At 39.0% G+C, this 15,996-nt stretch carries 12 protein-coding genes; 4 read left to right on the top strand and 8 right to left on the bottom strand.

Going from position 1 to position 15,996, the window contains the following annotated elements:
• Positions 1 to 19: 19 nt before the first annotated feature.
• The 8 genes from IQ31_RS16595 to IQ31_RS16630 form a co-directional block, all read right to left on the bottom strand.
• The gene (locus IQ31_RS16595; protein WP_145328730.1) at positions 20 to 1,609 is read right to left on the bottom strand and encodes a peptide MFS transporter; all 1,590 of its coding nucleotides are present in this window, start codon (positions 1,607 to 1,609) and stop codon (positions 20 to 22) included.
• An 83-nt stretch (positions 1,610 to 1,692) separates the two neighbouring features.
• Positions 1,693 to 3,267, bottom strand: a complete 1,575-nt coding sequence (locus IQ31_RS16600; protein ID WP_145328732.1) for a peptide MFS transporter — start codon at positions 3,265 to 3,267, stop codon at positions 1,693 to 1,695.
• A 274-nt stretch (positions 3,268 to 3,541) separates the two neighbouring features.
• Entirely contained in the window at positions 3,542 to 4,432 is an 891-nt protein-coding gene (locus IQ31_RS16605; protein ID WP_046672364.1) for a TIM barrel protein, read from the bottom strand.
• A gap of 22 nt (positions 4,433 to 4,454) precedes the next feature.
• A complete protein-coding gene (locus IQ31_RS16610) occupies positions 4,455 to 5,183 on the bottom strand; it encodes a (Fe-S)-binding protein (protein WP_070566110.1) in 729 nt (242 codons plus the stop codon).
• A 20-nt stretch (positions 5,184 to 5,203) separates the two neighbouring features.
• The gene (locus IQ31_RS16615) at positions 5,204 to 6,502 is read right to left on the bottom strand and encodes an MFS transporter (protein ID WP_046672366.1); all 1,299 of its coding nucleotides are present in this window, start codon (positions 6,500 to 6,502) and stop codon (positions 5,204 to 5,206) included.
• A 10-nt stretch (positions 6,503 to 6,512) separates the two neighbouring features.
• Positions 6,513 to 7,832, bottom strand: coding sequence for a D-alanyl-D-alanine carboxypeptidase (locus tag IQ31_RS16620; RefSeq protein ID WP_239468749.1), 1,320 nt, complete (start codon positions 7,830 to 7,832; stop codon positions 6,513 to 6,515).
• A 124-nt stretch (positions 7,833 to 7,956) separates the two neighbouring features.
• Positions 7,957 to 9,672: a RagB/SusD family nutrient uptake outer membrane protein gene (locus IQ31_RS16625; RefSeq protein ID WP_145328734.1), complete on the bottom strand. Its 1,716-nt coding sequence runs from the start codon at positions 9,670 to 9,672 to the stop codon at positions 7,957 to 7,959.
• Positions 9,673 to 9,704: 32 nt separating this feature from the next.
• On the bottom strand, positions 9,705 to 13,010 hold the full coding sequence (locus IQ31_RS16630) for a SusC/RagA family TonB-linked outer membrane protein (protein WP_244294514.1): 3,306 nt from the start codon (positions 13,008 to 13,010) through the stop codon (positions 9,705 to 9,707).
• 429 nt (positions 13,011 to 13,439) lie between these two features.
• Here IQ31_RS16630 and mqnC point away from each other — a divergent pair, with 429 nt between their 5' ends.
• The 4 genes from mqnC to IQ31_RS16645 all read left to right on the top strand — a co-directional run.
• Positions 13,440 to 14,564: a cyclic dehypoxanthinyl futalosine synthase gene (mqnC, locus tag IQ31_RS16635; protein ID WP_145328736.1), complete on the top strand. Its 1,125-nt coding sequence runs from the start codon at positions 13,440 to 13,442 to the stop codon at positions 14,562 to 14,564.
• 9 nt (positions 14,565 to 14,573) lie between these two features.
• Positions 14,574 to 15,134 (top strand): SMC-Scp complex subunit ScpB, encoded by a 561-nt coding sequence (scpB, locus tag IQ31_RS16640; RefSeq protein ID WP_075994035.1) that lies wholly within the window; start codon positions 14,574 to 14,576, stop codon positions 15,132 to 15,134.
• A gap of 153 nt (positions 15,135 to 15,287) precedes the next feature.
• Positions 15,288 to 15,449: a hypothetical protein gene (locus IQ31_RS27525; RefSeq protein WP_167450446.1), complete on the top strand. Its 162-nt coding sequence runs from the start codon at positions 15,288 to 15,290 to the stop codon at positions 15,447 to 15,449.
• 162 nt (positions 15,450 to 15,611) lie between these two features.
• On the top strand, positions 15,612 to 15,996 hold a 385-nt coding region (locus IQ31_RS16645; RefSeq protein WP_145328738.1), incomplete at its 3' end, for a transposase.

Here is a 15,996-nt window from a genome sequence, read left to right on the forward strand (position 1 = left end):
GCTCACCTTTTACAACAATTTAGTTGATGCCGTGCATCATTTTTTTCAATAAGGGGTTAAAGATGATCAACAACAATGCAGTAACTCCCGGAACTATTGCAAATATCATAAAGAAGTAAGACATCGAATGTTCTTCTGTAATGCGATCAATGTATGAGCCTAAAAATCCACCGATAAAATTGGCAATAGCCGAAGCACAGAACCAACAACCGAAAAGAAGTCCCAAAAATTTCTTTGGAGAAAGCTTACTGACATAAGACAAACCAACAGGTGACAAACAAAGCTCTCCTGCAGAATGGAAAAAATAGGCGATTACAAGCCAAATCATACTGACAGAGGCTCTCTTGGCACCTTGGGGAATTTCACTCGCCCCATAAGCCAATGCTGCAAATCCGATACCTACTAATATTAAGCCCAATGCAAACTTAACAGGACCAGACGGATTCCATATTTTTTCCCAGAATTTACTAAATGACGATGCCAGTGAAATGATAAAAAATGCATTCAAAATCTGAAACCATGAAGCGCCGACTTCTGATCCAGTTATTCCTATTTCTCTAAAGACTTTCCAAAGTCCCAAACACCAAATTATACCAAACGAAATACCAGTAAATAAAATCGTTAATGGATATTGTTTATATATCTTTCTAGCCAATGCTGTTAAAACAATTGTGACTATAACAATAGGCACAATGGTCAAAATAGTATCAATCCATTTAAACGTCACCGCCGAACTTCCAGACAGAACCCTTTGCGTATAGTCCTTGGCAAAGATTGACATCGATCCTCCTGCCTGTTCAAAAGACAGAAAGAAAACTACACTAGCCAACATGAATATGGTGACGACGATCAATCTATCTCGGACAACATGTGCTGGAATGACCTCTTCCTCTTCTTCGTGATTCTTGATCTTTTTTTCATGGTAAGCCCGAAGTGCTTTAGGAGAATCTCCGATGATACCAAATATCTTTTGTCCAAAATAGAATTGCAACATACCAAAGAACATAAACACTCCAGCAAGTCCGAATCCATAATGCCAACCAATTTTTTCGCCGATATACCCACATAGAAGCATTCCCAAAAATGACCCGGCATTGATGCCCATGTAGAATATGGTATACCCTGCATCTTTTTTAGGACTTTGATCCGGATAAAGATTTCCCACCATAGAAGAAATATTAGGCTTAAACATCCCGTTACCCAAAATCATTAACACAAGACCTAAATAAAAGAAATTTGAATTTACGCCCTCAAATGCCATAGACAAATGCCCCAAGGTCATGACCAAAGCACCGATCAAAATTGCCTTTTTAAAACCGGTTAGCTTATCCGCTATCATTCCACCGATCAATGGTGTCAAATAGACGAAACCAGTATACAAACCGTAAAGTTTCATGGCCCGTTCATTACTCCATTCCCATCCTCCATCAGCAATGGAACTTATTAAAAATAAGGTCAACAATGCCCGCATACCGTAGTAGCTGAACCGCTCCCACATCTCTGTAAAGAATAGCACAAATAATCCGGCAGGATGTCCATTTACCATCTTGTCATCGATCCCCTGCTTAGCAAGATGCGCTACAAGAACTTGATCTTTTTCTTGATTCATATAATTTCAATAATTGTTTTATAACTCAGGTTTTGTTTTTATTTTGATAAAAATCGCTTGAAGATACACTATTTTTCTATGAATTAATCAATTCCATGCATCATCTTTTTTATTTTTTTGTTGCCTAGAATAAGAAATACAGCAGCCACCATAGGGATCACTGTAAACACAGCAAAGAAGTAAGACATCGAATGAGATTCAGTAATCTTATCAATATACGACCCAATAAAGCCCCCTATAAAATTAGCTATGGCATTGGCACAAAACCAAAAACCAAACAATAACCCCAGGAATTTTTTGGGCGATAGTTTACTGACATAAGAAAGGCCAACCGGACCAATACACAATTCGCCCACTGTATGAAAAAAGTATGCCAATACCAACCAGATCATACTAACAGAGGCCGTCTTTGCACCGGTAGGAATCTCAGAGCTTCCAATAGATAAAGCTGCAAAACCAACTCCAACTAATGTCAGTCCCATGGCAAACTTAATCGGACCAGAAGGATTCCATACTTTCTCCCATATCTTACTGAATGATGTGGCCAGCGTAATGATAAAGAAAGAATTTAACATCGGAAACCAGGATACAGTTACTTCGGAATTCATACCATAATATTCCCGATAAACTTTCCAAAGACACAAAGACCAAATGATCACAAAAGAAATACTCGAAAAAAGTATGATCATAGGGTATTTACGTATGATTTTCTTCGCTAAAACAAACAGTACTCCGGTAATTACCACAATCGGCAAAACCGTCAATGCAGCATCCAGCCATTTAAATAAAACCGCTACTTCACCACTCAATACCCGTTGTGTATAATTTTTTGCAAAGATCGTCATCGAGCCACCTGCTTGCTCAAAAGCTAAATGGAAAACAATACTTGACAACATAAAAATGGCTATTACCAGCAAACGATCACGAACAATATGCTTTGGATTTTCTTCTTGACCGGCCGCAATATCGGTTAACTCGTCTTGTTTCTCGGGTGTATTTCCAATTTTTCCGAAAATGGGTTGTGCAAAATAGAACTGCAACATTCCCAAAAACATAAATACTCCGGCAAGCCCAAAGCCATAATGCCAGCCGATCTTCTCACCAATATAACCGCATAGCATCATTCCTAAAAACGCTCCCCCGTTGATGCCCATATAAAAGATGGTATAACCAGCATCCTTTTTTCCTCCTTTATCCGGATATAATTTCCCTACCATCGAAGAAATATTGGGTTTGAACAATCCATTTCCCAAAACAATCAGCACCAACCCTGCCAAAAAAAAGCTTTTATTAAATCCCTCTAAAGCCATAGCGATATGCCCGAGAGTCATAATTACAGCCCCCACCATAATGGATTTTTTATATCCTGTAAGACGGTCGGCTATAATTCCGCCGAACAAGGGCGTTAAAAACACCATCCCGGTGTACAAACCGTAAAGCTTCATCGCTTCGGAGTTGGTCCAGCCCCATCCTTGTTGGGCGATGGTAGAAACTAGAAAATTCACCAACAGCGCCCGCATGCCATAGTAGCTAAAACGCTCCCACATCTCTGTGAAGAATAATACGAACAAGCCGGCTGGATGCCCTTGTACCAATACATGTTCCGCCCCTACTTTTTGCAAATGGGTTTCAAGAACAGCATTTTTTTCAAAATTCATGTTTTTTTAGTCGTTATTTTTCAAAATAAGGTAGTGCGATTTCCATTTATAAGTATACCATCAGTAAATGGAAAAATCCGATGGTCCTCTACACCAAGAAAGTAGTGATTCACTCATCTTCATATACTCAAGCAAGATAGTGAAGATTTTAATAGGTTTCTAACAAATGGACTTCAGTTTTTTTAGTTGTTGCATCCGAGCAACACATCAATTAAAACCTATTTAACTATTCGAGTTCTTTCCATTGACAGAAAAGAACTCGAATAGTTAAATTTTAAATCAAAGGACGCAAACGTTCCAATAATTTTTTAGTAGCAAAAATACCCTCTTCCTCACTCAACTTACTTCCCTCATATTCAATCCCCACATAACCTTTGAATTTTGCTTTTTTAACAATCTTCAACATACGCTCATAGTCAATTTGCGTTTCATTACCATTGGCATCAAAATCATGTGTTTTGGCACTCACACCATGCGCATAAGGCATTAAATCCGTTACACCTTGGTAACGATCATACTCATAGAAATTACCAAGATCGGGTAAACTTCCACAATATTTACTACCCACTGCTTTTAATGTATTGGCCAACCAGTCACCATGCGAAGAGATACCACCATGGTTTTCTACAATTATGCTAATGCCCGCTTTTTTACCGATATCAGATAGTGTTGTTAAACTTTCAACAACACGCTTACTCACTTCCTCAGGCGTTCCTTTTCCAGCCGCATTGACACGAATGGCATGACAACCTAAGAAATTAGCTGCAGAAATCCACTTATAATGGTTTTGCACAGCTTGTTTTCTCTTTGTTTCATCTTCGTCACCGAGATTTCCTTCACCATCAATCATAATGAGTACATTACGTACACCATTATCTTTCGCGCGCATATTTAGCTCAGTAAGGTAATTATTATCATTAGCCTTATCCTTAAAAAATTGATTCACATATTCCACCCCATAGATACCGTATTTTTTGGCAGCCAATACTGGAAAATCCAAATTGTTCAAATCTCCCTTAAACAAGGATTTATGCAATGACCATTCAGCCAAGGAAATGTCAAACCAATCTTTCTTTGCTGCCGCAAAACTCTCCAAAGAGGGAGCTAATGCTATACCAGCAGATGCTAGCGCAAGGTTTTTAAGAAAATCTCTTCTTGAATTCATGTGTTTAGATTTAATGTGTTATTTAAATATTTCCCCAGCCAGTGGTCAACACATCAACGAGGTGCATCGTCTGAATGGGTAATTTATGTTTATCGATATAAGATTGAAGCTGTAGCAAACAAGATGAATCAGTGGAAATAATATAATCCGCATTCAGATCAAGTGCATTGCGCACTTTTTGCTCAGCCATTGCCGCGGATATTCCTTCGAATTTAACGGCAAAACTTCCCCCAAACCCACAACATGTCTCGCTATCTTTCACCTCCACCATCTCCAAACCTAAGACCTTACTCAATAATTTCCGTGGTTCCTCTTTAATTTTGCACTCTCGCAAAGCCGAGCAAGAATCATGGTATACCGCAACACCCTCCAATTCAGCTCCAAAATACTCTTTTTTTAGCACGTTTACTAAAAAATCAGAGATTTCCATCACCTGTTGTTGTATTTTATGACATTGATGGGAATCTGCCGAATTTGCGAATAAATCATTATAAGCATGTCGTACCATACCAGTACAGGACGCCGAAGGAGAAATAATCACATGATCTCCCGAGAAGTCACCTAAAAACTTCCGTCCGACCTGTTTCGCATCATCCCAAAATCCAGCATTATAGGCCGGCTGGCCACAGCATGTCTGCTCAGGATTATAGACGACCTCGCAACCGACTTTTTCTAATAAACGAACCGTATTAAAAGCGGTTTCAGGGTAAAGCTGATCTATAAAACAAGGAACAAAAAGTTCTACTTTCATATGCAATTCAATCAATAAAATTAAGATTTATTGGATACTAATATCCGGACCAAAAGTAACAATCCAATTACAAAAAATAAAGAAAGAACCAATGCCGAATATCGAATATTATGTGTTACCTGTTCTATAAACCCGAATGAGAATAATCCAATGACAATAGCAACTTTTTCTGTAACGTCATAAAAAGAGAAGAAAGCCGTCGTATCTTTAATATCCGTCGGAATTAACTTAGAATAGGTTGAGCGTGATAAGGACTGAATCCCGCCCATAACTAAACCGACCAGTGCAGCAATTATATAAAACTGAAGTGGAGTAGATAAATAAAATGCTGCAATACAGATGCCGATCCAGATCATCACCACAACGATCAACACCTTAATATTTCCAAAAAGCGTAGATAAATAAGACATTAAAAATGCACCTAAGATAGCCACGAGCTGGATGAGAAGAATTGTTGCAATCAACCTTTCTGCGCCTAAATGCAAAATTTTCTCTCCAAAAGAAGAGGCTACAATCATCAAGGTCTGAACACCAATTGCATAAAAGAAAAAAGCCGGCAAAAACTGTTTTATTTCTGGAATACCTTTGATCTTTTGGATAACATGGCCGAATTCATCCCGTACATTCTGTACAAAACTCTTACCGGTGTTATTCTCGGTCGCATCAATTTTAGGCAGGTATTTAAAAGGGATCATTGAAAACCCAAGCCACCACAATCCGACCATTAGAAACGATATGCGAGCCGGCAGTGAGGCATCTGTAATACCAAACCATTCAGGTTTAAGCACCACTATAAAACAAAGAATCTGTAAAGTGACACAGCCAATATATCCATAAGCAAAACCTTGCGCACTCACCTTATCTTGTTGATCAACAGTTGCCAAAAGCGGTAAATAAGAATTGTTAAACAAAACACCACCAATATAGCCCATCGCCGCAAGAACAAAACATATGATACCAATTTCCAAGGTTTCAAGCTTGAAGAAAAATAAGCACATACATGCAACCGCTCCAACATAGGTAAAGAATTTCATAATCTGTTTCTTTTTCCCCTTTGCATCAGCGTAGGAAGAAATAAAAGGCAAAGAAAAAGACATCAGCAAATAGGCAAAGGCCAAAGAAAAATTGGAAAGTGCGGTATTGACGACTTCAATCCCAAAGAAACGAACAACATCACCATGCTCTTTTGTCGTCGTAATTGCGGTATAGTAAACAGGGAATATCGTGGAAGTAATAACAAGGTTGTAAGCAGAATTGGCCCAATCGAACATGGCCCAAGAACGAATCAATTTTTTATTGTTTTTTACAATTGCTTCCATTTAAATTGGCTTAATAAGTTTGACGAATATAAGTAATTATTTTAGCCATTTCTTTACGAATTACACTTGCTCGATCATCTATATAATTATTGTTCATAAAAGAAAATGCCAAGCGCCTTCCTGTCCGCGTAATCAGATAACCGCTCTGATTATAGACAGATGTAATCGTTCCCGTTTTAGCAAAAACAAACGGTTCACCGAGATCTTTGCTATAGGTACGTTTTAGGGTGCCATCGACACCTCCAGCCGGAAAAAGACGGAAACGCTCTTGCTCATCCGGCAACTTATTTTTCAAGAGGACCAATAGATCTACATTATTCTGCGGAGTCACCTTGTTATAGGACGACAGACCCGATCCATCAAATAAGGCGACCTCAGCTGAAAAGTATTTATAAACGTTATTCTTCATCCAGTCCCGTACCAAGTAAGTATCAAATTGACTGAATTGTTTCCACGAACACATCATCAAAAACTGTTCAGCAATAAAATTATCACTTGGCAACATCATTTCACGGATTAAATTTTTGGTACTGCCGGAATAGAGTATCTTGGTATTGCTTGGTTTTTGGTAAGATAGTAAGGTGACGGATTTACCTAGACTGTCCGCCAATAATTTAATAAATAAGCTATCAGAATAGATAAATGGAACTTCATTGACATAACCGCTCGGAACGGGACGTTTGGACATCCAAAAGGAATTTGCATGAAATGAGCGGGAAAGTTCAAAATCACCGACCTTAGGTTCCGGCAAAAAATCCAGTGAATTTTGAAAACTTGCTGGAGAGGTCGATAGATAATTATAACCTTTTTGTCGAAAAGTGACCACATTGCCATAAATAGGAAATGTACTGATTTCAGGTTGATAGTAAGCCTCAAAATCTTCCATAGCCCAACCATGCGCAAAGAACTTATTCTTCATTGTCCCTGGCACGACAAAAATGCGTTTATTCGTATTTTTCAAAAAGTTGTATACTACCCGGGTATCTAAACGATTATGCAGAAAGGTCGGATCACCAGTCCCCCAGATAAGCAACGAGTCTCCGCGTTCCACATACTCCAAACCAGGTATTGAATCGCCCAACAGTGCCAGTGCGGCATAGGTGGTATACATTTTCGTATTGGAAGCCGGCGTAAAATGCTTATTGCCGTTTATATCCATGACATATTTATTGGCATTGAGGTCGTATAAAGAAAAACCAACAAAATGATCATTTAATATTTTAGATTCTTGAAATAGCTGATAAACATCCTCAAAGCTCTGAGCCTTCGCTACAAAAGTAGCAGCGGGCAGAAACCAAAGCAGCAATAATGCACTTAAAATTTTTTTCATCAGTTCAAACATACAAAAAACTGCATGAACTCCCTTTCGTCTATTGCCAAAATTCAGATACAAATCCTTAAAAAGGAAAGGGGAAGACAACGCCTCCCCCTTTCCTTTTTAAAACTATCAAAAATTAATATCCTTGATTTTGTGTCAGAGCTCCACCACTTCTGTCAATCTGCGATTGTGGAATTGGGAAGTAATCATTTTGTGGTTTATAGTTTAAGCCTTTATAACGAGCCATAAAACCACCTTCAAACGTTGCGTAGCTTTCCAATACAGTTTTCGCCTCACCCCAACGCACGAGGTCATAGAAACGATGTCCTTCCATCGCTAATTCTAAACGACGTTCAAAACGAACAGCTTTGCGCGCATAATTTTGGTCTGGGAAAGAAGTATAGGGTTTAACAACATATACTGCCGCCGCAACATTATCGCCAGTCGTTTTTGGAGGTAATTTTGCCGCACGTTCACGAACTGCATTTACGAGATTCATCGCTGCACCTAAGTCGCCCAATTCAACTTGACATTCCGCTGCCATTAAAACAACATCAGCTAAACGAATAATATTAACATCCAAGTCAGTAATATATGCCGCTCCTGACGCCGTATGTGTCGCATGCAGACTCTTCGGAATCATTGTTTTTATACCAACAAATGGTCCTCCCGAGCTCACCTCACGAATCCATGCATCGCCTGGCATGACACCATAATCATAGAAATTTACACCTCTACGACCAACCGTATAGTCCAACCGTGGATCAAAACGAAGCGTCACATCAAGTTTGTATGTTTTCTTTGCCTCATCAGACAAACCGAAATCTGATTTATATGGATTATTGCGATAAGAACCGTCCAACAATGGTAAGCCATTTGCATCAACTTTATACGCATTGACCAAATCAATGGTCGGTTGATAGAAACCACAACAACCTACAGGATTACTTCCGTTTAATCCAGACAACATATCGCCAACATTGGCATTGTCGCCAGATCCATCTGGGTTAATCACATGTTTAGATACCAGTAATGCCTCTGGGCCATCTTTTGTAAGTACGTCAAAGTTATTTTGGTACGGCATCGTACGAAGATCCTTTGCACCGATAACGTCTTTAAACAAGGCCAATGCATCAGCATATTTTTTCTGGTATAAATAAACCTTACCTAAATATGCCTTAGCGATATTTTTATCCATACGGCCTGATTGTTGGTTGATCTTAGTGGCAGGAAGATTATCCACTGCAAATTTCAGATCGTCGATGATCTTAGGCAGTACATCATCTTTATTAGGTTTAACCTTGGCCTCATCCACCGTCATAGTCTCATCCACGTAGGCTAAGTTTTTGAAAACACGCCAGAGGTAAAAATAATAATGTGCACGCAATAACCTGGCTTCACCTTGAATTTGCTTTGCACGGTCCGCAGTCACTGTTTTTGCACCTGCCTGATCCGCATTCAAAAGTCGTAACGTATTATTTGCTCTGAGCACACCCTCATAGTATACCTCCCACATCTGGCTCAGGTTATCATTAGAACTATTTGGTGTATGAAACTCGATCATATTCATATTAGGTTGATCCGTAGCTTCAGAACCTTTATGGGCGTTATCCCCCGCAACCTCTCCAAACAACCACTGGCTAGGTGCTGAAGAATAGTTTCCCCAAGTACCATTGACATTGCCATTTAAAATGCCGTATGCACCAATCAATTCAGCTTCAATACCCTTTGAGTTAGCAACCTGCGTGTCAGACAACTCCCCCTGTGGAATACGTTCCAGGAAAGATTTACCACAAGAAGATAGCAAAGCCATTGATATTCCGAGAACGACGATTATATTTCTTTTTTTCATTTCAATCAAATTTTAACTTAAATCATTAAACCTTAAAAACCAAGACTCACACCCAACATATACTGACGTGCTTGTGGATACACTCCGAAGTCTACCCCCAAAGCAGAATATGTTGAAGGTGTTGCACTTACTTCTGGGTCTAGGCCTTGATATTTTGTGATTGTAAATAGATTTGTTGCACCAATATAGGCACGCAATTTTTTGATACCGGTATTATTACCGAACACCTTATTTGTATCAAAATTATATCCAACCTGCAGATTCTTCAACTTTAAGAAGCTCGCATCCTGAACGTAATAGCTCGAAGAAGCATATTCGTACGCCGATGCCCCCACCACTTGCGACGGAATCATGCTGGAAGGATTTGTTTTGGCATCCCATGCGTCTAAGACACGTACACTTTTTTGGCCTCTAAATACGCCAAAATCCGTAAAATAACGCGTCGCCTCATAATTTTGGTTACCCTTTGACCCATAGAAATAAGCCATAAAGTCAAAATTTTTATAAGATGCATTGATATTGAATGAGTACACAAAATCAGGATGTGGACTACCTATGATCGTACGATCGCTGGCATCGATTTTTCCATCACCGTTAATATCCGCAAATTTAAGTCCGCCTGCTCGCGATTTTCCATCCTCATATTTGGCCACGCTTGCATTTGACATATCTGCATCCGAATAGATACCGATTACCTTATAACCATAAAAAGCACCAATTGGCTCTCCTGGTTTTAAGATAGAAGTTTCCATACTTCTAAAGCTACCGTAAACCTGTTGAGTAACAGAAGGCGCCAAGGCAACAACTTTGTTCACGTTTCGCGATATTGTAGCCGACAGATCGAATTTAAATTGGCTTTCTTGACGTCTTCCATAATGGTAATTCAATGAAAACTCAACCCCTTTGTTTTGCATATCACCAATATTTACATAAGGTGATCCCGCACGACCGGCGGCAACAGCAGGTAATGGTAGCAGGTATAACATGTCTTTCGTTTTCTTGTTATACCAGTCGAAAGAACCATCAAAGTCACCTTGGGCAAGCGTAAAGTCCAAACCAATGTTCAATGCGGATACTTGTTCCCATTTTACATCAGGATTATTATACGCATTCTGCCACATACCGGATGTTAAACTTCCATCGATTGGATAAGAAGAAGAATTAATAGCAACTTGATAGCGATTTAAATATTGGTTAGCTGGAATACGTTGGTTACCCGTTACCCCATAACCTGCTCTGATTTTTAGGTCAGAAATCCATGAAACACCTTTCATGAACTCTTCTTGCGACAAACGCCAGGCAGCACTCGCTCCAGGGAATGTTCCATATTTATTGTTCGGCCCAAAATTAGAAGAACCGTCACGACGCACTGTTGCGCTTAAGATATACCGATCTTTGTAGGAATAATCAACCTTTCCAAACACCGAAAACAAGGAGCCTACAGAACCGCTACCTTCACTGACGCGACCAGTTGAAGCGGCATTCAAGTAAAGGTAATCAAGCGATGACATTGTAAAAAAGCCATTTCCTTTTCCCCTTATTTGCCTATTTCTATTCTGAATAGCTTCCGTACCAGCAAGAATGCTCAACGTATGTGCCTCATTAAATGTTTTTTTATAATTTAAAGTATTTGTCCAAGTCCATTCTTTATTCAGTCCAAAAAATTCATTAATTCCATTGTTAAAACTTCCTTCTGTAAACTCAGGGTTTGGATAGGTATAAGATACACCATTGTAGTTTTCATACTTCATACCAAAACTGCTACGGAAGGTTAATCCTGAGACAATATCAAATTCTCCAAAGACATTCCCGAAAAACATATTGCTCTTATTTTTATTATCCTTGGCACGATAGGCGATAGCAACAGGATTTTCTCCATTACCATACTGTCCGCCAACAGATCCTGCAAAATTTCCGCCCTCATCATATACAGGAATGATATTATGAATACGATACGCAAAACCTAAAGCACTACCTTCACCGATATAGTCCCCGGCAGTATTGGTATTTACTCCCATACCAAATCCTTCCGTAAAACTATATTGCATATTTTCGCCGAAACGTAGTTTATTATTAAAGGCAGAGAAGCGTGTGTTTGAACGAAGATTATATTTTTCAAAACCGGTATGAATAATCGTTCCTTTTTGTTTCAGATAACCACCAGAAATCGCGTATGAAGCGTTCTCTCCGCCGCCTAAAACACTAAGCTGATGTGATTGTGTGGGGGCATTTTGAGACAAAGCATCAAACCAGTTCGTTCCGGCCTTATTTGCTTTCGTAATCTGATAGAAGTCCGAACGGCTGCTTGCATCGTATTTATATTTTGACATATCGATATCCGCTGCAGTGATTACATCTTTACCGCCTACTTTAGGTCCAGCGATAAGATAGTCCGGAAGTACATTATTTGTGCCATTTAATCTATTTTCTATATCCAAAGTTTGTTGTGGAGACAACATTTTTGGAAAACGTGAGCTGTTTGGTACTTGTACACCATAGTAAGAATCAAGGTTAAATTGAGGTTTTCCCTCTTTACCAATTTTAGTTGTAATAATTACGACACCGTTGTTTGCGCGTGAACCATAAATTGAAGCTGCTGATGCATCTTTTAACACCTGCATTGTTTCAATATCATTTTGATTCAACCAGCTTAACTTTCCTTCATAAGGCACTCCATCAATAATGTAAAGGGGTTCATTGTTGTTAATCGTACTATAGCCACGAATTTTAATCTGTGGTGTAGAACCAGGAGCGCCGTCCACTACGATCTGAACCCCTGTTGCTCGCCCTTGCAATGCCTCAACAGCACTCGCAGCCGGTGTGGTCTTCAATTCCTTCACATTGACAACAGCGACCGCACCTGTTAAATCTTTCTTACGTTGTGCCGAATAACCTGTCACAACGACCTCTTCCAAGGCGTCTTCTGAACTGCTTAACGAAATTGAAAGATCAGCTTTCGAAGAAACAGTAATCTCAGTGCTTTTGTACCCAATGTAACTGATGATCAACACATCGCCTACTTTACTTTGAATAGTAAATGCACCATTCTCGTCGGTCGACGTCCCGGTACTACTTCCCTTTACTTTAACAGAAACGCCTGTAATACCTTGACCTGTAGCAGCATCCTTCACGATCCCCTTGATAGGCGTCTGTTGTACACGCTTTGTTTTCATTAATGAAACGACTTCAACTTTGCCATGGCTAACTAATCCACTGGCAAATCCATGAGTGGTCATTCCTCCCCCAATGAGAAGAGAACTCATAAGCAGAAACCTCTTATTGAACTTTTGGCCCAATATGAGATCAAAACAGCAATTTTTGTCCGTTTTTTTCATCATAATTTTACTAAATAGGTGGTTTAAAAAATTTATGTTTATTCTTTAGTTGTTTTAGCTGATATTGGTTTATTTAAGTTCTTGGTCATTTTTTTTAGGTCTGACGACAACAATGCGATATCGTTGACAGGTTCATTCCCCTTGGTTATTCATTTTTCACTTAATTTGGTTATTTTCCAGAAGTGTTAAAATCTGTTAAACAAATGTAAAGAATAATAAATGTAAAAAAAAAGGAAAAATCTTAATTAATTCACAAAGTGCTATAAATCAAGTTATTGTATTTTATACACTAAGCCGAATTGCAATACTATTGTTACACAAGCACATCCTTTTGTTTTCGTTACCGAAAACCTTTCCCAAAATTCAATGTGCATTGTCAAATATTCTACAAATTGGTCCAAATAAGCTAAAAGCTCCTTATATTTGTTGTTGATGAATGTAAGTAATTTATTAGAACGGGCGCTCCGATTTGAGTTCCTATCCAAGGAAGAGGGTGTTTTTTTATATCAAAACGCACCTACAGCTGATTTGACTTTCGTAGCCAATGAATTGCGTAAGATACAAGTGCCACACGGTAAAGTAACCTGGCAAATCGACAGAAATGTCAATACCACCAATGTATGTATTGCAAATTGCAAATTTTGCAACTTTTTCCGTCGCCCTGGTCATGAAGATAGCTACATTACCGATATTGAAAGCTACAAACAAAAGATAGAGGAAACTTTTAAATACGGTGGCGATCAACTGCTGCTGCAAGGTGGCCATCACCCGGATTTAGGTATTGAGTTTTACAAAAACCTTTACAAGCAATTAAAGGAACTTTATCCTACGCTAAAACTACATTCTCTCGGTCCACCTGAAATTGCGCATATTTCCAAATTGGAGAACATGAGCCATATTGAAGTTTTGACGCAATTGAAAGAAGCAGGACTAGACTCGCTACCTGGAGCGGGAGCTGAAATTCTCAATGATCGTGTGAGACGTCTTATATCAAAAGGAAAATGCGGTGGTAAAGAATGGCTAGATGTTATGCGGGCAGCCCATAAAATTAATTTACCAACTTCTGCCACCATGATGTTTGGCCATATCGAAACGATAGAAGAACGTTTTGAACATTTGGTATGGATTCGCGAAGTACAGGATGAAAAACCTCAGGAATCCCATGGATTTATTGCGTTTATCCCTTGGCCTTTCCAAGATGATGGTACCTTATTGAAAAGACTGCGCGGTATTACCAATAATGTAACGAGCGAAGAATATATTCGCATGATTGCCTTAAGTCGCATCATGCTTCCTAATATTAAAAATATACAAGCTTCCTGGCTCACCGTCGGAAAGCGGGCAGCGCAATTATGTCTGCACGCTGGAGCGAACGACTTCGGCTCAATTATGATTGAAGAAAATGTCGTTTCGGCAGCTGGTGCACCACATCGGTTTACATCAAAATCTATACAGGAAGCTATTTTGGAAGCTGGATTCAGCCCACAACTGCGAACACAAAAGTATGAGTTCCGCGAGCTACCAGCCCAAATGGTCGAACAGGTCATTAACTATTAATACGATACATTGAAAGACGTCATAAGAAATATTGAAGCAATTATATTTGCTTCTGCGGAAGGAATAGATCTTGCCGATATTAAACAGATTTTGCAGGAATCCTTAGCCATCGAAGTATCCAGGGAAGAGCTACGTGAGTTGATTAAAAAAATTGAAACGAAGTACCAGGACGAAGACTATGTACTCGAATTACGCTATATCAACAACGCCTATCAGTTTTTGACAAAAGCTGTTTACCATGAATCGATACAACAGCTCCAAAATCACAATAACAAGCGAAAACTAAGTCAATCAGCGCTAGAAACCCTCGCAATCATTGCCTACAGACAACCGATAACAAAATTAGAAGTGGAGCAGATTAGAGGTGTCAGCTGCGATTACTCTATTCAACGGTTACTGGAAAAGAAGCTGATCAAAATTGCGGGAAAAGCAGATAGTATCGGAAAACCATTACTTTATGCAACAAGCCAGCAGTTCATGGATCACTTCGGAATCAATGGTGTGAGAGATCTCCCTCAATTGAAAGACATCGTTACCGAGGACAATGCGATTGGTGAAACAAATGAATAAATAAAATAAAATAAATTTTTATTTTCAAAATACAATTCAACATACTGATTAACAGAAAAATAAAGCTTAATATTTTTTTTAAAAAAAGTTTTAAAAAATAGTTTTCTTCTCTAATTTTACAACATTGAATAAGAAACAATAAAGTATTATTTTATGAACACGGCAACTTTAGCTAACGAAGATCTTGAAGAAGTAAAATTCGCATCTTTCAACGGTCCTGATGACGATGATGATGATTTCGATGATGATTTCGATTTACCTGAAATCGACTCGATTGGAGGATTGGATGACTTCGATGATGACGATGAATTTTAATATTTTAGTGCGATATAACACTACCTATTAAAACACCAGAGTATCATTAAAAAATAAGAGGCTGTCTCAAAAAGGCAGTCTCTTTTTTTTCATTATCTAAGGTTTATTATTTGTTTTAACGGTTTGATTTTCATATATTTATAGTGTAAACAAAAAGGATATATGCCATCTCAAAGACCTACTTTTAAGCCTTACTATCAGGACCAGATCATGGCCATTCCTCCAACTTTGGACGAACTGGTGGCCAAAGGTCATCCGGTACGTATCGTTAACGATGTAATCAACCGGATCAACATCCAGTCCCTATTGGACGCTTATAAGATAAAAGGCTGCTCCAGTTATCATCCGCAGATGTTGTTGAAAGTTTTGGTGTTTGGCTACGTAAGCAATGTCTACAGCAGTCGCAAATTGGAAACGGCGTGCCGGGAGAACATCAATTTCATGTGGCTGAGCGGCATGAGCTATCCCGACCACAATACCATCAACAGATTTCGAGGCGTTCGTTTGAAAGAAGCACTTCGTAGTGTATTTGAAGAAGTTGTCAAAC

The sequence above is a fragment of the Sphingobacterium siyangense genome, assembly GCF_007830445.1.
In the GTDB taxonomy this organism is placed as follows: domain Bacteria; phylum Bacteroidota; class Bacteroidia; order Sphingobacteriales; family Sphingobacteriaceae; genus Sphingobacterium; species Sphingobacterium siyangense.